This window comes from Salinirubellus litoreus, assembly GCF_037335815.1.
Taxonomy (GTDB): Archaea; Halobacteriota; Halobacteria; order Halobacteriales; family Haloarculaceae; genus Salinirubellus; species Salinirubellus litoreus.
On the sequence record NZ_CP147841.1, the window covers coordinates 1,154,013 to 1,174,331 of the forward strand.

Annotated in this window: 18 protein-coding genes; 12 read left to right on the forward strand and 6 right to left on the reverse strand. The window is 69.9% G+C overall.

Features of this window, described 5'->3' with window-relative positions; translation table 11 throughout:
* The first annotated feature begins 2 nt into the window (after positions 1–2).
* The 5 genes from WDJ58_RS05635 (at position 3) to WDJ58_RS05655 (ending at position 6,098) form a co-directional block, all read left to right on the forward strand.
* On the forward strand, positions 3–1,676 hold the full coding sequence (locus WDJ58_RS05635) for an ABC transporter permease (RefSeq protein ID WP_338916661.1): 1,674 nt from the start codon (positions 3–5) through the stop codon (positions 1,674–1,676).
* Positions 1,677–3,050: an ABC transporter ATP-binding protein gene (locus WDJ58_RS05640; protein WP_338916662.1), complete on the forward strand. Its 1,374-nt coding sequence runs from the start codon at positions 1,677–1,679 to the stop codon at positions 3,048–3,050.
* Positions 3,047–4,519 (forward strand): ABC transporter ATP-binding protein, encoded by a 1,473-nt coding sequence (locus tag WDJ58_RS05645; protein ID WP_338916663.1) that lies wholly within the window; start codon positions 3,047–3,049, stop codon positions 4,517–4,519. The genes WDJ58_RS05640 and WDJ58_RS05645 overlap by 4 nt, the downstream gene beginning before the upstream one ends.
* Before the next feature lie 2 nt (positions 4,520–4,521).
* Entirely contained in the window at positions 4,522–4,947 is a 426-nt protein-coding gene (locus WDJ58_RS05650; RefSeq protein WP_338916664.1) for a DUF7555 family protein, read from the forward strand.
* Positions 4,948–5,351: 404 nt separating this feature from the next.
* Positions 5,352–6,098, forward strand: coding sequence for a DUF7529 family protein (locus WDJ58_RS05655; protein ID WP_338916665.1), 747 nt, complete (start codon positions 5,352–5,354; stop codon positions 6,096–6,098).
* Between the two features lie 111 nt (positions 6,099–6,209).
* Here the strand turns inward: WDJ58_RS05655 and WDJ58_RS05660 are convergent, their stop codons facing one another.
* Positions 6,210–7,259, reverse strand: a complete 1,050-nt coding sequence (locus WDJ58_RS05660) for a PAS domain-containing sensor histidine kinase (protein WP_338916666.1) — start codon at positions 7,257–7,259, stop codon at positions 6,210–6,212.
* Positions 7,260–7,371: 112 nt separating this feature from the next.
* Positions 7,372–8,031, reverse strand: a complete 660-nt coding sequence (locus tag WDJ58_RS05665) for a helix-turn-helix domain-containing protein (RefSeq protein ID WP_338916667.1) — start codon at positions 8,029–8,031, stop codon at positions 7,372–7,374.
* 234 nt (positions 8,032–8,265) lie between these two features.
* Between WDJ58_RS05665 and WDJ58_RS05670 the strand changes: the two genes are divergently transcribed.
* From WDJ58_RS05670 to WDJ58_RS05685, 4 genes are all read left to right on the forward strand, one after another.
* Positions 8,266–8,472, forward strand: coding sequence for a hypothetical protein (locus tag WDJ58_RS05670; RefSeq protein WP_338916668.1), 207 nt, complete (start codon positions 8,266–8,268; stop codon positions 8,470–8,472).
* A 153-nt stretch (positions 8,473–8,625) separates the two neighbouring features.
* On the forward strand, positions 8,626–9,480 hold the full coding sequence (locus WDJ58_RS05675; RefSeq protein WP_338916669.1) for a CBS domain-containing protein: 855 nt from the start codon (positions 8,626–8,628) through the stop codon (positions 9,478–9,480).
* Positions 9,477–11,255 (forward strand): glycine--tRNA ligase, encoded by a 1,779-nt coding sequence (glyS, locus tag WDJ58_RS05680; protein WP_338916670.1) that lies wholly within the window; start codon positions 9,477–9,479, stop codon positions 11,253–11,255. Before WDJ58_RS05675 ends, glyS begins: the two co-directional genes overlap by 4 nt.
* Positions 11,256–11,270: 15 nt before the next feature.
* The gene (locus WDJ58_RS05685; RefSeq protein ID WP_338916671.1) at positions 11,271–11,900 is read left to right on the forward strand and encodes a dolichol kinase; all 630 of its coding nucleotides are present in this window, start codon (positions 11,271–11,273) and stop codon (positions 11,898–11,900) included.
* Positions 11,901–12,170: 270 nt separating this feature from the next.
* Here WDJ58_RS05685 and WDJ58_RS05690 read toward each other — a convergent pair whose 3' ends face one another.
* Both WDJ58_RS05690 and WDJ58_RS05695 read right to left on the reverse strand, forming a co-directional pair.
* Positions 12,171–13,412: an MFS transporter gene (locus tag WDJ58_RS05690; protein ID WP_338916672.1), complete on the reverse strand. Its 1,242-nt coding sequence runs from the start codon at positions 13,410–13,412 to the stop codon at positions 12,171–12,173.
* 158 nt (positions 13,413–13,570) lie between these two features.
* Positions 13,571–14,755, reverse strand: coding sequence for an MFS transporter (locus tag WDJ58_RS05695; RefSeq protein WP_338916673.1), 1,185 nt, complete (start codon positions 14,753–14,755; stop codon positions 13,571–13,573).
* Positions 14,756–14,957: 202 nt separating this feature from the next.
* On the opposite strand from WDJ58_RS05695, the gene WDJ58_RS05700 reads away from it, so the two are divergent.
* The 3 genes from WDJ58_RS05700 to WDJ58_RS05710 all read left to right on the forward strand — a co-directional run bounded on the left by WDJ58_RS05700 (position 14,958) and on the right by WDJ58_RS05710 (position 19,607).
* Positions 14,958–15,497, forward strand: a complete 540-nt coding sequence (locus tag WDJ58_RS05700) for a cation:proton antiporter regulatory subunit (RefSeq protein WP_338916674.1) — start codon at positions 14,958–14,960, stop codon at positions 15,495–15,497.
* A complete protein-coding gene (locus tag WDJ58_RS05705; protein ID WP_338916675.1) occupies positions 15,498–16,703 on the forward strand; it encodes a cation:proton antiporter in 1,206 nt (401 codons plus the stop codon). It abuts the gene before it with no gap.
* Positions 16,704–16,916: 213 nt separating this feature from the next.
* Positions 16,917–19,607, forward strand: a complete 2,691-nt coding sequence (locus WDJ58_RS05710; RefSeq protein WP_338916676.1) for a DEAD/DEAH box helicase — start codon at positions 16,917–16,919, stop codon at positions 19,605–19,607.
* A gap of 148 nt (positions 19,608–19,755) precedes the next feature.
* Here the strand turns inward: WDJ58_RS05710 and WDJ58_RS05715 are convergent, their stop codons facing one another.
* Positions 19,756–19,923, reverse strand: coding sequence for a hypothetical protein (locus tag WDJ58_RS05715; RefSeq protein WP_338916677.1), 168 nt, complete (start codon positions 19,921–19,923; stop codon positions 19,756–19,758).
* Between the two features lie 35 nt (positions 19,924–19,958).
* Positions 19,959–20,300 (reverse strand): hypothetical protein, encoded by a 342-nt coding sequence (locus WDJ58_RS05720; RefSeq protein ID WP_338916678.1) that lies wholly within the window; start codon positions 20,298–20,300, stop codon positions 19,959–19,961.
* Positions 20,301–20,319: the final 19 nt, after the last annotated feature.

Sequence of the window (20,319 nt, forward strand, 5' to 3'; positions counted from 1 at the left end):
GTATGAGTGAGCGTGAGACACCACCCGACCCACCCGACGAGCCACGAACCGACTCCGGCACCGACGCCCGGAACGAGGACGAAGCCGACGACGAGGACGAGGTTTCGCTGCGGCGGCGACTGGCGCGGAACCCGCGGCCCGCGCTGGTGTGGACGGCCGTCCTGGCCGTCCTCCTGGCGCTCCAGTTCGGAGCCCTCCTCGAGTTCGTCGCGGTCACCTCCGAGTCGGTGCTGGGGGCGATCGTCCGCGGCGTCCTCGGGACGTTCGGCGGTGGCGGCGGGAACGTGAACGCGACGAACGCGACGAACGCGACCGCGAACGTGACCGGCGGGGCCGCCGGTACCGGTCTCGTCGGCCAGCTGGCCGCCGAGACGCTGTTCGACCCGCTGGTCGAGTTCGCGCGGTCGGTCCCGCGACTGCTCTCCCGGGAGACAATCCCGAACCAGGGCTGGTCGACCGACGGGGGGATGAACGGCCCCTGGCGGGGGACGTTCCCGACGAACTTCGGCGTCGAGAACGGTCTCTCGCCGGCGCTCGCGTGGGGGCTACGGGCGTTCCTCGTCTACGCCTACGTGTTCGTCCTGCTGGCGTGGCTCTGGCGTGGCTACCGGGTCTTCGTCGAGCACTACCGCTACGCCGACTGGACGCCCCGCGACGACGTGGTCCGGCGGCTCCGTGACCACCGCTGGGGGCAGTTCGGTCTGGTCATCGTCGTGATGTTCCTGACCCTCGCGGTGTTCGCACCCGCCGTCTCGCCGACGACCTACGAGCAGAACGTCCTCAGTCCCTACGAGAACACTCTGAAGTACTTCGACGAGGGTGCGGGCGAAGTGGTCGAGATACCGGTCGGACAGGCGAACCTCGACACGGCCTCGCGGGGGAACCGGGACGTCAACGTCGGGCCGCTGTCCTACGACCAGTACGGCCGGTTCCACCCGTTCGGGACGATGAGCAACCCCGGCGCGGACCTGTTCACGTTCATGGCCTACGGGGCCCGAGTGTCGCTGTTCGTGGGCTTGCTCGCCATCGGCATCAGTAGCTTCTTCGCCACCGTGTTCGGGCTGCTGACGGCCTACTACAAGGGGATGGTCGACCTCTCGGTGGTGGTGGTTTCCGACTCCATCCAGACGATCCCGGCTATTCTACTACTGATCCTGTTGAGCGTCGTGTTCGCCGATCACTGGCTCTCGTCGATCTACGATGGGGGGTTCCTCATCGCCTGTATCCTGGGGGTGGTCTACTTCCCCGGCCTCTGGCGGGCGGTGCGCGGACCCGCCTTCCAGGTCTCCGAGCAGGAGTGGGTCGACGCGGCCCGGTCGTACGGCCAGCGCTCGACACAGACCATGCGCAAGCACATGCTCCCGTACATCCTGGGCTACCTGCTCATCTACGGCTCGCTGACCATCGGCGGGGTCATCATCACCACCGCGGCGCTGTCGTTCCTCGGGATCGGGATCAACCCGCCGACCCCCGAGTGGGGTCGGGCGGTGAGCGCCGGTCGGAGCTACGTCCCGACCGTCTCGTGGCACATCGCGTTCATCCCCGGCGTGCTCATCGTGCTCGTCGTGACCGCGTTCAACGCGATGGGCGACGGGATACGGGACGCCATCGACCCGCAGTCGGACACCGGCGAGGACGCGGCTACCGAGGCCGCCGCCGCCGGGGGTGGTGGCTGAATGAGCCTCCGGATGGAGCACGAGGAGCCGGTGCTCGCGGTCGAGGGGCTGCGGACGTCCTTCTTCACCGACCGCGAGACCATCAGGGCCGTCGACGGCATCTCCTTCGAGATCGCCCCGGGCGAGACCGTGGGGATCGTCGGCGAGTCCGGCTCCGGCAAGAGCGTCACCGCCCGGTCGATCATGGGCCTCGTCGACAACCCCGGCCGGGTGATGGCCGGGAGCGTGCGGTTCTCCGACGGGGCGACCGTCCGTCGCCTCGCAAACGACTACCCCGGACGGGTCGTCGACGCGGAGGCGCTCCGCCGGGAGCACGACGTCGCCGACCTCGTCCAGGACCTCCTCTCGCGGGGGGTTCCCCCGGCGCGCATCACGGGCGACCCCGACCACCGCGAACTGACCGCCGCCGACACGAGCGCGGGCGAGCTCGTCGGCTCGGTCGACGTCCGCGACCTCGTCAAGCGCCGGCTGACCGACCGGCTCGGGCTCACCGACGAGGACGACTTCGTGGTCCGCGACGGCGAGGCCGGGTGGGTCGACACGACCCGGGCCACCGAGCCGGCGCTCCGCAAGCTCCGCGGCGGCGGCATCGCCATGGTGTTCCAGGACCCCCTGACGAGCCTGAACCCCGTCTACACGGTCGGCAACCAGATACGCGAGGCGATCAGACTCCACCAGGACATGCGCGGGACGGCGGCCCGCGACGAGGCCGTCAGGCTCCTCGAAGCGGTGCAGATACCGGACGCCCGCCGGCGGGTCGACGAGTACCCCCACCAGTTCAGCGGGGGGATGCGCCAGCGCGCGGTGATCGCGATGGCGCTGGCCTGCGAGCCCGAACTGCTGATCTGCGACGAGCCGACCACCGCGCTCGACGTCACGATCCAGGCCCAGATCCTCGACCTGCTCGCCGAGCTTCAGCGCGAGGAGGACCTCGCGGTCATGTTCATCACCCACGACATGGGCGTCATCGCCGAGGTCTCCGACCGGGTGAACGTGATGTACGCGGGCGAGATCGTCGAGAGCGCGCCCGTCGAGGAGCTGTTCGAGAGCCCGAAACACCCCTACACGCAGGGGCTGCTCGCCTCGATCCCCGGCGAGAACGTCGGTGCCGACCGGCTCTCGACCATCGAGGGGGACGTCCCGACGCCGAACGAGCCGGCGACCTACTGCCGGTTCGCGCCGCGGTGTCCGGAGCAGTTCGAGGCCTGCGAGGCCGTCCACCCCCAGTCGGTCGACGTCAGCGAGACGGACGTGGACGCGGACCACACCGCAGCCTGCCTGCTCTACCCCGAGAACCTGCCGCGGTCGGAGGCGGTGGCCTACCACCGGGCACTCGGCGGCGAGAGCGACGAGGAAGGGGGTGAGTCCCGATGAGCGACGCGAGCCGGTCCGGGACGCCGACTACCCCCGAGGAGTCGTCCGGGGCGAGCCCCGGGGAACGCCTCGTCGAGGTGAACGGGCTCAAGACCTACTACGAGTCGGGGGGACTGCTGAGCTCGAACCCGGTGAAGGCGGTCGACGGCGTCGACCTGCACATCGAGCGCGGCGAGACGCTCGGGCTGGTCGGCGAGTCCGGCTGCGGGAAGACCACCCTGGGCCGGACGCTCGTCCAGCTCGAGGACGCGACCGACGGCGAGGTGCTGTTCGACGGACGGGACGTCACGAAGCTCCGCGGATCGGAGCTCAAGCAGTGGCGCAGGAACGCCCAGATGGTGTTCCAGGACCCCGAGTCCAGCCTCAACGACCGGATGACCGTCGGGGAGATCATCCGCGAACCGCTCGACGTCCACGACATCGGCACGCCGCGGGAGCGCCGCGACGACGTCCGCGAACTCCTGCGGACGGTGGGTCTCCAGGAGGAGCACTACTACCGCTACCCCCACCAGTTCTCGGGGGGCCAGCGCCAGCGCATCGGCATCGCCCGGGCGCTCGCGCTCGAACCCGAGTTCGTCGTCCTCGACGAGCCGGTCTCGGCGCTCGACGTCTCCGTGCAGGCGAAGGTCCTGAATCTACTCGAGGACCTCCAGGAGGAGTTCGACCTGACCTACCTGTTCATCGCCCACGACCTCTCCGTGGTTCGACACATCTGCGACCGCGTGGCCGTGATGTACCTCGGGCACGTGATGGAGGTCGGCGACACCGAGGAGCTGTTCGAGAACCCGAAGAACCCCTACACCTACTCGCTACTCTCGGCGATCCCGGACACGGACCCGACGGCCGAGAAACGCCGGGTGACCCTGCGGGGAACGCCGCCGAGCCCGCGGTTCCCGCCCGACGGCTGTCCGTTCACGACGCGGTGTCCGGTGAAGATCCGTCCGTCCGAGTACCGCGATATCGACGACGACGTCTGGGAGGGCATCGAGGTGCTCCGCGACATCCTCCGCGAGCGCGAGCGGGCCGAGAAGTCGCTCGGCGAGCGGGCCCGGGAGGTGCTCGGGCTGGAGACGCGGTTCTCCGACATCGACGAGATCCTGTGGGAGATCTTCGGCGACGGCGAGGGGGCACGATCCGCGGCGATCGAGGACCGGCACGGCGCGGACGGGATGCTGTCGACGCTCCCCGATGCGGTCCGTCCGACGGTGAGCGAGGCGGTCGAGGCGGCACGGAACGGCGACGAGGAACGCGCACGTGAGGTGCTCACCGAGGAGTTCGGGAGCGCCTGCGACGCCGAGAGACCGGCGCACAACGTGGTCTCCGAGACGGGTCGGGTGAGCCTCTGTCACCGCCACCTCGACGAGTACGAGGAGCCCGAGCCGGTGTTCGAGCGCCGGCTCGGCGGGGTCCCCGGCGAGAGCGGGAGCCGGGGCGGTGACGCCGGCGCACCCGCCGACGTCGACGACTGACCGTGAGCCTCGGAGCGGGCGTCGACGGCGCGGGGGAGGACCCGTCGGGAGCCTCGCTCGCCCGGAGACTCCTCGACACGCTCGTCTACGCGGCCGTCCTCTCCCTGGTGGTGTTCCTCGCCACGACGGCGGTGAGCTTCGCGATCGGTGCGGGCTGGGGCGGCGTGAAGTACCTCCTGTTCGTCCTGGGGTTCCTCGCGTTCGGCGCGGGGGCGTTCCTCCTCCGGCCGACGGCGGCCTGGCGCGACGAGCCGATCGTCCAGCGGACGGGGCGGACGCCGTTCGAGCGTGCCGTCCGTCTGCTGCTCGGGGACCGGGCGCTCGCCCCCGACCAGCAGCTCCCCGCCGGCGTGCGCGTCTTCGTCGCGGGGGTGATCATGCTCGCCGTCTCGTTCGTCATGGAGTCGGTGTTCGGGGTCGTGATCTGAGGGGGTGTTCGTCCGGGGAGGATCAGCACTCCCGTTCGGCGAGTGTCTCTCGATACCGAGCAGGCGATGTCGGGGAGGCTTTCGAGCTGTTTCCAGCCGTTCCCCCGACAGCGGCAGAGAGTGTCAGCCCGAAAGCCCCCCGATCTCTGAACTCGCGCGGACCACGCTGTGGTCCTCGTCGCTCACTACGTTCGCTCCTGTGGTCCTTGCGGGTCCGTGCTTCACCGACGGACTCGCTCCGCTCGTCCATCGAGACTCGCCTCGCTGCGCTCGGCTCACCGTCCAGAGGTCGGCCCCTTTCGGTCCCACCCACGCCGTCTCCCCGCCGCGATCGGACACCCGAACACCGCTCCGACCCGGTCTGAAAAGGGTTTCAAGGCTGGACGCCCAACCTACTGGGAAGGATGCCCGAAACAGGGGAGGACGCGGACTACGCGGAGCGCGCCGCCGCGAAGTCGGAGGTCACGAAGGACGCCTGGGAGGCGACCATCGAGGACATGTTCGAGATGGAGGAGGAACTCGAGGAGCAGGGGTGGGACGTGATGGCCGTCGCCGCCGGCCACACCGCCCCGGAGAGCCCGCGGGCGGAGCCGGCGGGCCGGTTCGGGCTCACCTACACCATCCCCGACAACTTCGCCGACGAGTTCCGCGAGGCGTTCCGCGAGGACGGCTTCGAGCGTTACGAGGTCTACCGGGGCGAACAGGAGGGGACCGCGTTCCAGGTGACGGCGCTCTACGACGAGGAGACGTCGACGGCGATCCTGCTGGCGGGAGCCTACGAGTTGCGGCACGCGAACCCGCTCGTGGCGACCGCGATGAAGGCCGGCCACATGTACAGCCACGTCCGCCTGCTCGACGGGACCCACCTCGGGAGCTTCAGACACGAGGGGTACGAGCTGTTCTTCCCCGACGCCGACCGGCGGATGAACGAGGTGACCGAGGAGATGGAGAAGGCGATGGGGCTGGTCGACGGCGAGGCCGACCCCGAGACCGTCCGGCAGATGTCGAGTCAGGAGCCGGAGCCGAACGTGAACGCTCGCCTGGGCATCGACGCCGATCCGAGCCCTCCCGAGGTCGAGGCCGGACGGGCGGCCGCCGAGGCGCGGGAGAGCGAGGACGACGAGGGGGACGTGGAGGACGAGAACGCTTGACGCGACGGCTATAGCAGCGTTTGGACGTTTTTACTCACGGTCGGCACGAACGTCCCGTCCGGATGTGTCATCGGTTCCAGACACCTACAGGTCAGCCCCCGTGCCGCTGTCTCAGTCGACGAACTCGACGCGCGAGACCTCGAACCGCGCGCCGCCGTTCGCGGCGTCGGTCACCGCGAGGTCCCAGCCGTGGGCGCTGGCGATGGAGCGGACGACGGAGAGCCCGTAGCCCGTGCCGTCCTCGCGCGTCGTGTACCCGTGTTCGAACACGCGATCGCGATCCGTCTTGGGAATACCGGGGCCGTCGTCCTCGACGTAGAAGCCGTTCCCGGCCTCGAGCGGTCCCACCCGGACGGTCACGGAACGGCCGCCGTGTTCCGCCGAATTCCGCAGGAGGTTCTCGAAGAGTTCGACGAGCCGGTCGGGGTCGGCCATCACCCGCGGGATCGCCTCGTAGGTCAGCGCCGCCGGTGGTGGGAGCGCCCCCTCTCGAGCGGTCCCGAGGACGGACTCGATGTCCGTGGGTTCCGGGTTCTCGACGATCCGTCCCTGTCTGGCGACCCGCAGCAGGTCGTCGACCAGCTGTTCCATCCGTCCGGTCGTCTCGTCGATCGCGTCGACGTGTTTCTCCTCGCCGGTCTCCCGGTACAGCCTCACTCGCCCGTCGATGACGGAGAGCGGCGTCCTGAGGTCGTGCGAGAGGATGTCCGTGAACTCCTTGAGGCGGTCGTTCTGCCGCTCGAGCGATCGCTCGTACTGCTTGCGATCGGTCTCGTCGCGGCTGAGGACCGCGTAGCCGCCCGCGCCCTCGTCGTCGAGCGGCGAGAGCGTACACGCCCCCCAGAACACCGATCCGTCGGCGTGCTCGTGCCAGCGCTGGTCCTCGATCGGTGCTCGGCTCGCGGCGTCGAGAAGCCCCTCGACCGATGGATTCGATCCGTCCAGCCCGGCGAAGAGAATCCCTATTCCCTGGCCGACCACCTGTCCCGAATCGTACCCGTAGAGAGCCCGCGCCCCCTCGGGCCATACGGTGACGTCACCCTCGGCGTCGACCGCGAACAGCGCGTACGGTCCCATCCCTTCCACGAGCCGACGGTAGGCGATGTCGGGGGGGTCCCCCGAATCCGTCGTCCCCTGGCTCCCGGAGGATGGCGGATTCATGTAATTTAATATTAAATTGTGGGTAAATAAATCTCGTGCGTGATGTGCAATGGGCGAAGACACCGGTATTCAGTCGTTTCGGGCCGGACCGGGCGGCCCGTCGCCCCTCGCTCTACTGCTCCTCAATCTCGGGTACAGTGAGCGTACTCCGGGTGAGGCCGACGATGGCCCGACGGAGCCGCTCGGTGACCGCCTGATCGGAGACGTCGAACTCCTCGGCGAGGTCGGCCGTGGACATCTGTCGGGGGATGTCGTAGTAGCCGCCCTCCACCGCGCGGACGAGCGTCTCGCGCTGGGGCGCGGTGAGCCCGAACCACGGTCCGGCCTCCGGCTTCGTCGGGTTGTAGATGCGGTCGACCGTGATGCTGACGCGGGCGTCCTCGCAGTGCTCCTTGAACCCGGAGAGCGCGTCGTGGGAGGGGAATCGTATCTCGAACGCCCAGGTATCCCCGCCGCCCCGGCCGGCGACGAGCTGTGCGCCAACGCTCTCCATCGCACCGAAGAGGTGGTCCCGCGAGTAGTCCCACTCGAGCGCGTAGAGAACCTCCCCGTCGTGGCGCTCGACCTCTTGCACCCCCTCGACAGAGGGGTGTCGAGCGATGCGCGCCTCGAACGCTTCGCTGACCTCGTCGTGGACGAGAAAGAACGGGACCGGGCGCTGGCGGAGGGGGACCATCGTCTCCAGCTCGATGTCGAGGGGTTCGGCCGACTCCAGAATCCGCCCCAGTTCGAACTCCTCCCCGGGCACCCGTAGTTCAGCTATGACGCTCATTCGAGAGGCGTATGGAGTTGACGCTCGTCACGGATAAATAGCAGGTGCATGGTGTATCACGGGAGAATATGGGGCATGGTGTATCATGCTAAAACGAAGATACTTACCGCGTGGGGCTCCTACGAATGGACGGACGAGCAAGCGATAACCGCGGAGTCGCCCGCGCACTGCGGGGCCGGACTCCAGAATCCGACATCGGACCTTCGCGTGTTACCTCTTCGGTCCAGAGTTATCATGACACGTGAGACGCGGTTCGAGGAGAGTATCACGACCAGCGAGGCGTTCTCGGACACGTTTCGGGAACTGCTGCTCGCGGCACACGCGAACGACGTCGACGTCTCCGGGGCCTGGGAGTTCCGGTTCGACGGCTCCGCCCCGGACTGGGAAGCGGTGGTCGTAGAGCTAGCGAAAGGGGGGACCGGCTCCTCCGGGGCTGAGTAGCCGCCCGCTCGGGGACGGCGGCGGTCGGAGGAGGGCCGGGGATTCCGAACCTGTGGACCACACCGAACTCGAGACCGGCGGGCTCGCGGAGTCCGTGCTCGGCGTCACCACGGATGTGAAACGACTTAGTACGCGGGCGGGGCATATAGGGGCATGAACGTAGCCGACGCGATGACGCCCCGGGAGGACCTGGTGACGGTCTCGCTTCCGGGCACCCGGGAGGACGTCCTCACCTACCTCCAGGAGCGATCGTTCTCCTCGGTCCCCGTCGTCAAACTCACTGAAGACGGCGACGGCGAGACGTTTCGCGGGCTCGTGACCCGCGAGGCGCTCATCGAGCACCCCGACGAGGACCAGCTGGCCCTGCTGGTCGAGGAGGTCCCCACGACGACCGCCGATGCTGACCTGACGGAGCTGGCCGAACTGATGCGCGAGACCGGCCAGCGGCGCGTCCCCGTCGTCGACGGTCGGCTGGAGGGGATCGTCACCCTCACCGACGTCGTCCGGGCGATGGCGAACGGCGAGGTCGACGGCGACACGCCCGCGAGCGAACTCGCCAGGCGGCACGTCAACTGCGTCCACGTCGAGACGCCGCTGCCGGTCGCCGAGCGGGAGCTCTCCTACGCCGACGAGGCCTACGGCGTCGTCCTCGACGAGGAGGGCGAGCCCTGCGGGATGCTCACCGAGGTCGACATCATCGACGTCGCCCGCGTCGTCGAGGGCGAGGAGTCCACCGGCGACGCCATCGCCAACCAGGACGACGAGTGGATGTGGGAGGGGATCAAGGCGGTGGGGTCGCGGTACATGCCCACCCGGAACGTCGAGATACCGGCCGAACCGGTGCGGGAGTTCATGACCGAGGACCTCGTGACGGCCTCGGGTCGCCGGACCGCGGCGGAGGTCGCCGGGCTGATGATCTCCCACGACATCGAGCAGGTGCCGCTGATGGAGGGCGGTGACCTCGTCGGCATCGTCACGGATATCGACCTGCTAGAGGCGCTCGTATGAGCGAGAGCGAGGGCAGGGAGAACGAGGCCCGCGAGCCCAACGGGGACGAACTCGGGACGGTCGCCGAACTCGCCAAGCGCCGGGGCTTCTTCTTCCCCGCCGTGGAGGCCTACGGCGGCGTCGCCGGCTTCTACACCTACGGCCCGCAGGGGGCCGCGCTCAAGCGCAACGTCGAGGAGTCCTGGCGCGACCGGTTCGTCACCCGCGAGGGCCACGTCGAGGTGAGCGCGCCGGACGTGATGCCCGAACCCGTCTTCGAGGCCTCGGGCCACCTCGACGGCTTCGACGACATGATCATCGAGTGTCCCTCCTGTGGCGAGGCCCACCGCGCGGACCACCTCGTCGAGGGCGCGACGGGAATCGAGGACGCGGAAGCCCTGCCCATCCCGGAGGTCGAGTCGCTGTTCGAGGAGCACGACCTCCCGTGTCCGAACTGCGGCGAGTCGCTCGCCGGCGTCCCGATCGAGGAGTTCAACCTGATGTTCGAGACCTCGATCGGCCCCGGCTCCGGCCAGCCGGGCTACCTCCGTCCCGAGACCGCACAGGGCATCTTCGTGGAGTTCCCGCGGCTGAAGGAGTACGCCCGCGGCCAGCTCCCGTTCGCGGTGGCACAGGTCGGCACCGCCTGGCGAAACGAGATAAGTCCGAGGAGATCGCTCGTCCGCGTCCGGGAGTTCACGCAGGCCGAGCTGGAGCACTTCATCGACCCGGAGACCGACGAACCACCCCTCGAGCGGGTCGAGGACGTCGAACTGACGCTCTACCCCGTCGACGAACAGGAGGCCGAGGACGGCGAGTACGTCACGATGACCGTCCGGGAGGCCGTCGAGAGCGGGACGGTCGTTCCGTGGGTGGCCTACTACCTCGGCGTCGCCCGGGGCTGGTACGAGTCGGTCGGCGTGGACATGGACCGGTTCCGCTACCGCCAGCACCTCCCGGGCGAGCGGGCCCACTACGCCGCGGACTGCTGGGACGCGGAGGCCGAACTCGGCGGCAACTGGGTCGAACTCACGGGCTTTGCCTACCGGTCGGACTACGACCTCTCGAAGCACGACGAGTACAGCGACGAGGAGTTCACCGTCTTCAGGCAGTACGACGAGCCCAGGCGCGTCGAGCGCGCCACGGTGGACCCGGACATGAGCACGCTCGGCCCGGAGTACGGCGGCGCGGCGGCGGACATCGCCGAGGCCCTCTCGGCCCTCGCCGAGCGCGACCCATCGGCGTTCGACGGCGAGGACGTGACCGTCGAGGCCGGCGGCGAGAGCTACACGGTGCCGACCGAGGTGGCGAACTTCTCGGTCGAGACGGTCACCGAGTCCGGCGAGCACATCACGCCGCACGTCGTCGAGCCCTCGTTCGGTATCGGCCGGATCGTCTACACCGTCCTGGTCCACGCCCACGCGACGGACACCGTCGACGAGGAGGAGCGGACCTACCTCGACCTCCCCGCGCGGGTCGCCCCGACGACCGTGGGCGTCTTCCCGCTGATGGCCCGCGACGGCCTCGACGACCGGGCGCGTGACCTCGCCGCGGACCTCCGCGAGGCCGGCTTCGACGTCGAGTACGACGACTCGGGCAACATCGGCCGGCGCTACCGCCGCCAGGACGAGGTCGGCACGCCCTACTGCGTCACCGTCGACTACGAGACCGTAGAGGAGGGGACCGTCACGGTCCGCGAGCGCGACTCGACCGAGCAGGTCCGCGTCGGGACCGACGAGCTACCCGCCGAACTGACCGCGCTCCGGACCGGCTCGAAGTCGCTCGCGGACCTCTGAACACCCACGGAGGAGATGGGAACCGCACACGAGAACCGGCTCGTCGCCCCCGAGATCGAGCGGCGGCTCGTCCACGCGACGGGGGCCGCGATCCCGCTCGGCTGGGCGGTCGGGTTCCTTCGGTGGCGGGAGGTGCAACTGCTCTGGACCACCGCGCTCCTCGTCGCGCTCGCGCTGGAGGCGGGTCGGCTCTCCGGCAGAGTCGATCTCGCGGTCTACGACCGGCTCACCCGCGAGTACGAGGCGGACAACGTCGCGGCGTACGCCCTCTACATGGTGAGCACGACGCTCGTCGCCTACCTGTTCGCCTTCGAGCCGGGTACGGAAGTCGCGGGCGTCCTCCCCTACCGTCCCGGGGTGGCGGCGTCGGCGATGCTGATGCTCGCGCTGGCCGATCCGGTTAGCGGCCTGCTTGCCTCGGGCGAGTTCCGGAAGGTCAAACGGCTCCGGGTGCTGGCGGCGACGTTCGCCGTGGCGACGCTCGTCGCCCTCCCGTTCGTCCCTCTCCTCCCCGCCGCGTTCGGCGGCGTAGCGGCCGCCGTCGCCGACGGCGTGAAGCCCGTCGTCGCCGGTTACGTCCTCGACGACAACCTCACGATACCCCCGGCGGCGGCCGTCGGGATGACCGTCGGGTTCCTGCTGTAGCGCCGGGAGATCGGAACGGGGGCTCGACGGACGAACGGAGGCGAGCGAAGACGTATGTCCCCTCGCGACCCACCCGGTCGAATGGACGGACGGAGCGACCGGACCGAGCCGTTCCCGCCGGGTCGGCGGGTCACCGTCGACGCGATGCGGGTGGCCGGCCGGCGCAGCGACGTCCACGGGCTCGTCGAGTTCGACGTGACGGCGGCGAGGCGACTGATCGCCGAGTGCGAGGCCGAGACCGGACGACGGGGGGTGTGGCGGGCGCGGCCGCTACCACTTCGTGATGCCCGTTCTCCCGTGGGAGTAGGTCAGGACGCCGAGGAACGCCGCCACACCCGTCAGCGCGGTCGCGCCGCCGAGGAAGAACACCCACTGCATCCCCGCCCCGTCCATCAGGACCCCCCCGACGATCGGCGCGAGGATACTCCCGGGGAGCCAGACCATGTTTCGGACGCCGAACGAGGAGGCGATGCCGCTCCCCACTCCCTCGTCGGCGAAGGTGGCCATGCTCGCGGGCTCGCGGAAGCTGTCGGCGACCCCCAGGAGGGCGTTGAGGAGGAACACCACGAGCAGCGTGGGGGTGAGGACGACCTCCAACGGGAGTTCGACGGCGAACGAGAGCGGCGCGGCGATCTCCGGGGAGAACGGCACGGCGAGCGCGACGAGCCCGTACATCGTCCCGCCGAAGGCGACGAAGGGCGCGCGGCCGAACCGATCGGAGAGCCGCCCCGTGCGCGGCTGGCCGAGCATGTTGGTGAACTTCTCGGCCGCAACCACCGTGCCGACGGCGACGGCGCTCGCGGCCAGCCCGCCGCGGGCCACCGAGACGCCGACGTAGATGGGGACCCAGTTGCGGACGAGCGTGACCGAGACGGCGTACTGCGCCCGGAAGCTCGTCATCGTGGCGATTCGGCGGTTGAGCGCGAGGTCGGTGAACGCGAACCCCTCGACCGAGGTCTCGTCGGGGGAGACGAACCGCCCGACGCCGACGAACGAGAGCACCAGGAGGACGGCGAGCAGCCCGAAGACGGCCCCGAAGCCGGCGACCGCGTAGAGCGCGCCCGCGCCGAGCGTCCCGAGGATGCCCGCGGCCATCCGCCAGCTGTTGTACTTGCCGATGACGTTGGCGCGCTCGCCCGCGGGGGCGAGTTCGCTCACCAGCGCCAGTCCCAGGAGGCCGGTCCCGACGATGCCGAGCCCCTGGAGGACGCGGGCGGTGAGGAACCCGACGCTCGTCTCGATGACCGCGAACACGAGGTAGGCGAGGATACTCACCGCCAGCGAGGCCAGCAGCAGGGTGCGCTTGTCGTAGCGGTCGCCGGCCCACGCGATGGGGACGAGCCCGACCGCGCGGGCGATGGCCAGCGCCGAGACGAACAGTCCCACGAGCGCGCCCGAGGGGTTCAGGAGGTCGATGTAGGTCGGCAGCAGCGTGACGACGGTGATGAACCCGAAGCTGCTGGCGAACGTCACCAGATAGAGCGAGTAGTACTGGAGGTCGTCGCGGTCCACTTCTCGTCCGTGAGCGTCCGCGGAGCCCGAATATAGCTATCGGTCCCGTCAGTTCCACCGGTCGGGATCCCCCGGGCGCTCCCGCAGTCGAGAGGCTACTGGCCGTGGCCGATCGGTCGCCGTCGTGTGCGGCGCGACGGCGCTCGACGCCCGCCCCGCTACCGCGGTGCCGCCCGGAGCCCCCCGGCGGCGACGAGGACGAGCACCATCGCGACGAGCGGGACGACGAGCAGCCGCATCGCGGGAACGATACCGGCACCGTCGACGACGAACCCCATCAGGACGGGGACGCCGGCGATGCCGGCCGCGGCGGCGACCAGCCCGATGGCGTTCAGCGGCGCGCTGTGCTCGGGGACGGCCTCCGTCGCGTGCGCCAGGAGCGTCGGGTAGAGTCCCGAGAGCGTGAGGCCGACGGCGAAGAGGCCGACGACCAGGCCGATCCCCGCCGCGAGGAAGAACGTGTAGGCGACCGCGGCCAGACAGAGCGCGGCGAGCGCGAGGCTCAGTCGGAGGTAGCCGACCGACTCGGCGAGCCGGCCGGCGACGAACCGGCCCGGGACGTAGGCGACCAGGAGGACGCTCAGCGAGGCGGTCGCCAGCGAGCCGGGGAACCGCCCCCCTGCGTAGGTCGTGAGCCAGGTGAACAGTCCACCCTCGACGCCCGTCGTGAGGAGGATCCCGGCGGCCATGGCGAGCACCTCCGGCCGGCGGCCGATGTGACCCAGCGCCGCGAGATCGAGCGGCCGATCGCCGCCGACGTCGGGAGCCGGCAGCGACCGGACCAGGACCGCGAGGGGGAGGAAGGCGGCCCCGAGGGCGTAGAACGCGAGCCGCCAGTCGCCGAGACGGAGCGCGGCGGCGACGGCGAGGGGTCCGAGGGTCGCCCCCACCGCCCACGCCATGTCGTAGTAGCTGAACAGCCGCCCCCGCGCATCGGGGTAGAGGTGGCTCAGGAGCGGCCGATCGCTGCCGCGACCGATCCCGCTGAACACCCCGCGTCCGAGGAGCGCGGCGAGGAAGAACCCGAACGTGGGGGCGAACCCCATGGCGAGGAGGCCGACGCCGGTGCCCACGATACCGACGAGGAACAGCCGGTGGGTGCCGACGCGACCGGCGACGGCCCCGACGACGGCCACGAGGAGGACGAACCCGACGGTCCCGGCGGGAGCGACCAGCCCGAGCTGCCACGCCGGGACCCCGAACGTCTCGCGGAGGACGGGAACGACCGCGCCCCGCATCTGCAGGCCGGCCCCCTCGAGGGCGACGTAGCCGAACACCGCGAGCGTCCACCACCGGCGGGCGTGGTGGCTCCGCGCGACCTCGCCCTCGGCGACGTGTTCCATCGCCCGGTGAGACGCGGACCCGCGGAAAAACCCGTTCGGATCGGTCCGGGTCCGCCGATCCCGGCCGCTCCGTCGGCGTTCGGACTACGGCGTCGCCCCCTCGCCTTCCGCCTCACCGGGGAGGGGGTCGCCGAGGTCGAACCGCCGGGCGAGCGCCCCGATCCGTTCGAGATTTATTACCCACGGCCGCGGAGAGTCGACGATGACCGTCTACGAGGCGGACCTGCCAGGCGTCGGCAAGAAACACGAGATAGAGATCGGTGACGGGACCCGGCTCGTGGTCGTCACCCACAACACGGGGAGGCGGGAGGTGTACCGCCGGGAGGACCCGGACGCGGACGCGACGAAGCTGTTCGAACTCTCGGACCGGCTCGCCCGGCAGGTCGGGACGATCCTCGAGGGAGCGTACTTCCAGCCCGTCCGGAGCGAGGGGATAGAGACGATGCTCGGCGAGGGGGTCGCGATCGAGTGGGTGAACGTCGTCCCGGAGTCGCCGCTGGTCGGCCGGACCCTCGCGGAGGCGCGGCTGCGACAGGAGGTCGGCGTCTCGGTCATCGTCATCCAGCGCGGCGACGAGGTGATCGAGAACCCGGACGGCGAGACGGAGATACGGGCCGAGGACACGCTCGTCGTGCTGGGTTCGCGGGAGGCCTGCCGCGCGCTCGACGCGTACGTCACGTCCGGCGACGGGAACGAGGACCTGTCCCTGGACGACGAGGACGACGGGTCCCCGATCGCGTAGATGGCGGCCGGTTCGACGCTCCTCCTCGAACTGGGGGCTGTGTTCGCCGCCGTGGCCGTCGCGGGCGGCATCGCCAGACTGGTCGACCAGTCGGTCATCCCGTTCTACGTCCTGGCCGGCATGGTGACTGGTCCGTTCGTCTTCGGTCGGGCAGGAGTGCCCGCGATCCCACAGGGGGAGACGATCACGCTCCTGGCGGAGCTCGGGATCGTCCTCCTCCTGTTCTTCCTCGGACTGGAGTTCAGCCTCGACCGGCTGCTCGAGCGGCGCGGCCCGATCACCCGTGCGGGGCTGATCGACCTCCTGGTGAACTTTCCGGTCGGGGTCGCTATCGGCCTCGCCCTCGGGTGGACGCCGATCGAGGCGTTCGTCCTCGGCGGGATCGTCTACATCTCCTCGTCGGCGATCATCACGAAGTCGCTCATCGACCTGGGCTGGATCGCCAACGCGGAGAGCGAGCCCATCCTCGGGACGCTCGTCTTCGAGGACCTGTTCATCGCGATCTACCTGGCGGTGCTGTCGGCGCTGCTGCTCGGCGGCGGTGGCGGCCTCGAGGGCGCGCTGGTGGACGTGGGCGTCGCCGTCGGGTTCCTGTCCGTGCTCGTCGCCGTGGTGTGGTTCGGGACGTCCGCGTTCCAGCGGCTGCTGGCGGTCGACTCCAAGGAGATGACCGTCGTCCGGACGCTCGCGGTCACCGTCACGGTGGCCGGGGCGGCGCTCGCACTCGGCATCAGCGAGGCGGTGGCCGCGTTCTTCGTCGGGATGGGGTTCTCCCCGACCGACCACGTACACGACCTCGAGCAGTTGCTGAGCCCGCTCCGGGACGCGTTCGCGGCCGTGTTCTTCTTCTGGATCGGCCTCGGGACCGACCCGGCGCTGATACTCGCGACGGCGGGGCTGCTGGCCGTCACCGTCGTCGCGACGACGCCACCGAAGCTCCTCAGCGGCTACTACGGTGCGATGGCGTTCGACCTCGACCGGCGCCGGGCCGTCCGAACCGGGGCCGCGATGGTCACCCGCGGGGAGTTCTCGCTCATCATCGCCGCGCTGGCCGCGAGCGGCGGCGGGACCGTACTCGCGGAGACGATCCCGGCGCTGGCCGTGGGGTACGTGCTCGTGATGAGCGTCCTCGGTTCGATCCTGATGAGTCAGTCAGAGCTGCTCGAACGGCTGCTCCCCGGCGGCGATCCGACCGGCGACACCTGATACGTGTGGTCGTCCTCCGGGCGATCACCACCCCTGTGCGGACGACCACCGGTGACTCGCGGACGAGTCCGCTCTCCGCGCTCGCGGGGCGTCGATTCGCCGTGGTGTCCTGGCACGGCGTCGGAGCGAGGTGGGACCGGACGCACCGGTTCACTTTCACCCCGACCTGCGAAGCCTCTTTAGCGGTGAGGGAGTACCCCGCACCGAACAGGGATGGCGGCGACCGACGCGGAGGGCGAGGCGTTCGTCGACGGACCGCTCGTGACGCCCGGGCTGCTCGAACGCCGGGACTACCAGCTCGAGCTCGCCGAGGCGGCGACGAGCGAGCACACCCTCGTCTGTCTCCCGACCGGCCTCGGGAAGACGGCGGTGTCGCTGCTCGTCACGGCCCACCGGCTCCACGAGTACGGCGGGAAGTCACTACTGCTCGCTCCCACGAAACCGCTCGTCGAACAGCACGCCGCGTTCTACCGCGAGGGGCTCACGATACCGGACGACGAGGTGGTCGTGTTCACGGGCGAGGTCAGCCCGGACGATCGGGCGGCGCTCTGGGAGGAGGCACGGGTCGTCGTCGCCACCCCGCAGGTCGTCGAGAACGACCTGATCGGCAACCGGGTCTCGCTCGCCGAGGTGACACACCTCACGTTCGACGAGTGCCACCGCGCGACCGGCGACTACGCCTACAACTACATCGCCGAGCGCTACCACGCCGACGCCGAGCGACCGCTCGTCACCGGGATGTCGGCCTCGCCCGGCGGCGACAAGGAGGCGATCCTCCGGGTGTGTCGGAACCTCGGACTGCGGGAGGTCGAGGTGATGACCGAGGCCGACGCCGACGTCGGGGAACACACCTACGAGACGACCGTCGACTGGCAGCAGATCGACCTGCCCGACGAGATACTCGAGATACGCGACGAGCTCCAGGCGGTCGTGAAGTCCAGGCTGGAGACGCTCCGGGAACTCGGGCTCACCCGGAAGTCCGACCCGGGGATCTCGGAGGGCGAGCTCCGGAAGATGCAGGCCAAGGCCCGCCAGCTGATGAACAACGACGATTCGGCGGGGTACAAGGCGATGAGCCTGCTCGCCGAACTCCGGAAGATCCGGACCGCGGTGACGTACGTCGAGACCCAGTCGGTCGAGTCGCTCCGCCGCTACTTCGAGCGGCAGCGCAACGCCGCGCGCTCCTCGGGGGCATCGAAGGCGGGCCAGCGGTTCGTCAGCGAGTCGAAGGTGAAGGAGGCGATGCGCCGCGCCGAGGCGTACGACGACATCCACCCGAAGTTCCGGCGGGCGCGCATCCTCCTCGCCGAGACGCTCGGTATCGAGGGTGGCGACCGCGTCATCGTGTTCACCGAGTCGCGCGACACCGCCGAGACGCTCACCGACTTCCTCGGCGATCACTTCGACGTCGAGAAGTTCGTCGGCCAGAGCGACACCGAGGGCAGCGACGGGATGACCCAGACCGAACAGCGGGAGACGCTCGATCGCTTCCGCGACGGCGAGTTCGAGGTCCTCGTCTCCACGAGCGTCGCCGAGGAGGGCCTCGACGTCCCGGAGGTCGACCTCGTGCTCTTCTACGAGCCCGTCCCGAAGGGGATCCGATCGATACAGCGGAAGGGCCGGACCGGCCGCCAGCGCGAGGGTCGCGTCGTCGTCCTCATCGCCAACGACACGCGCGACGAGGCCTACTACTGGATGTCACGCAACGAGGAGAAGAAGATGGAGGAGGAGCTCCGGAAGCTGAAGAACGCCGCGGGGGACATCGAGGCCGAACTCGACGCCGGCGAGCAGGCCGGTCTGGAGACGTTCTCGTCGGCGGACACCTCCGCCGAGCGGTCGGCGTCCGCGGCGTCGGCGTCGGACGACGACGAAACGGGCGTCGAGTCCGGGGCCGGGACGGACGCCCCCGAGACGGGCGCGTCGGGAGCGGCCGGGGACGACGCCGGGGATGCCGCCGACGCCGCTCCCGATACCGACACCGCGAACGACGGACAGTCGGGCCTCTCCGCGTTCGCCGACGACGGGTCGGCCGAGACCGACGCGGCGGGAGCGGAAGGTGCCGGTGGTGACGCCGGGGGCGACGACGCGATGGGGAGCGGGGACGAGGAGAGAGCGGACGACGAGCGGGACGGGGCGGACGGGGAGTCCGAGGCCGTCGTCGCCACCGCCGAGGGCGCGGAGGGGACGATAGAGGTGGTGGTCGACCAGCGCGAGCTCGACTCGCACATCGCGCGCGACCTCTCGCGCCGCGAGGGGGTGACGACGCGCCTGGAGACCCTCGAGGTCGGCGACTACGTCCTCTCCGATCGGGTGGTCGTCGAGCGCAAGTCCGTCGAGGACTTCCTGGACACGCTCACCGGCGGCGACCGCTCGATGTTCGAGCAGGTCGGCGCGGCCGCGCGCCACTACGCCCGCCCGGTCGTGATCGTCGAGGGCGAGAACCTCTACGGCCGGCGGAACGTCCACCCGAACGCCATCCGCGGGGCGCTCGCATCCCTGGCCGTGGACTTCGGCGCGAGCGTCCTCCGGACGAGCGACACGGACGACACCGCCGACCTCCTCTACACCATCGCCCGGCGCGAGCAGGCCGACGCCGACCGGTCGGTGAGCGTCCACGGCGGAAAGGGGGCGAGAACGCTCGCCGAGCAGCAGGAGTACGTCGTCGGCTCCATCGCGGAGGTCGGCCCGGTCACCGCCCGCTCGCTGCTCGCTCACTTCGGGAGCGTCGAGGCGACCATGACCGCCGACCGCGAGGCGCTCCTCGAAGTATCGGGCGTCGGCGAGGTGACCGCCGACCGGATACGCGAGGTCGTCGGGAGCGAGTATGCCGATCGGGACACCGTGGATACCGGGGACGCAGGGGACGCCGGGACCGACGGGGAGAACGGGGACGACGAGGCGTAGTGCAACGATCGGGCTCTGTGAGCTGCGAGCATCCGTGCAGTCCTGTCGATCGCCCTGTCACTCGTTCGAACGACGGGATCCCCCGGCGGTCGTGCCGAACGCGAGGCGCGTATCGGTCGCTCCCCGTGATCGGTACGGACTACTGTCGTTAGTTCCAGGCCCCGGTGAACAGCGCCGACGCCACGACGGCAGTACCCGTACCCCCGAACAGCAGCCCCACAAGGGGATAGGGGGACACCCCTTCGAAGAACACGACGAGAAACAGTCCGACGAGCGTCACCTGGACGCCGAGGATCCCCGCCTCCGTAGTGTTCATGCAGTGAGGAGCTCCCGCGGTAACAAAAACCCCCTCTACAGCGGACGGCGCTCGGACGAGACGGACGGATCCTCCCGGAGCAGGAGCGCGGTGACGAGGAGCACGGCCCCGGTCGGAAGCATGACCAGCCCGATCGTGAAGTTCCAGAAGCCGAGCAGGAACTGACCGATCGCGCCCGTCAGGAGGAGTCCGAACCGGCCCGAGACCGCGCCGGCGGCCCCGATCCACCCGAAGAGGATGACGACGGCGAACAGGACGAGACGCGACGTTCGAAACCCCGGTCCGGGAAGCAATGCGAGAAGGACGAGCGTCAGGAGTCCGACCGCGACGACGGATGCCCCCCGGAGGATATCGAGCAGGGAGTACCGTCCTTCCATGGTTCCCGTTCGCCGGAGG